This is a genomic window from Achromobacter sp. GbtcB20, from assembly GCF_019091095.1.
Lineage (GTDB): Bacteria > Pseudomonadota > Gammaproteobacteria > Burkholderiales > Burkholderiaceae_B > Achromobacter > Achromobacter mucicolens.
Window position 1 is genome coordinate 1 of sequence record NZ_JAGXJZ010000159.1, and the last position, 617, is coordinate 617.

Here is a 617-nt window from a genome sequence, read left to right on the forward strand (position 1 = left end):
CGCCCCGGAGCAACGCGACGAGCGGGTGCACAACCTGATGGCCGAGCGCCACCTCGCCCACAGCGCCTTCCTGGCGGCGCTGGCCCGCGCCAGCGGCTGCCGCAGCCAGGACGAGCTCTGGGGCCACCTGTTCGAACTGCGCCCCGCGGCGGCCCTGCGCGACTGGCGCACCCTGTTCGCCGAAGTCCTCGCCTATTGCGGCATGGCGCGCAGCAGCTACGAAGCCGAAGTGCTCGAGGCCGAGGGCAGCCTGGCGCGCGAACGCCACATGGCGGCGCACATCCGGCGCCGCCATGCCGCCCTGCGCGCGGCCGGCGACCAGGGCGCGATCGTGGTCGTCACCGGCGGTTTCCATACGCTGGCCCTGCAGCAGATGCTGGCCGCGGAGACAGAGGCGCCGCCTGCGGCGCGCACGGGTGGCTCCATCGGCGACTGGCTGGTCCGTTACAGTTTCGACCGCCTCGACGCGCTGAACGGCTATGCGGCCGGCATGCCCTCGCCGGCCTGGCGCCAGTGGGTGTGGGAGAGCGCCCAGTCCGGCCCCGGAGGGCCACAGCTCGACGACGTCACGGCCGGGGTCCTGGCCCGCTTCGCGCAGCAGGGCCGTGCGCGCGGCC

General features: G+C 74.7%; 1 protein-coding gene. It reads left to right on the forward strand.

The features are described from left to right. On the forward strand, nucleotides 1–617 hold a 617-nt coding region (locus tag KVT32_RS28330; RefSeq protein ID WP_254637052.1), incomplete at both ends, for a DUF5682 family protein.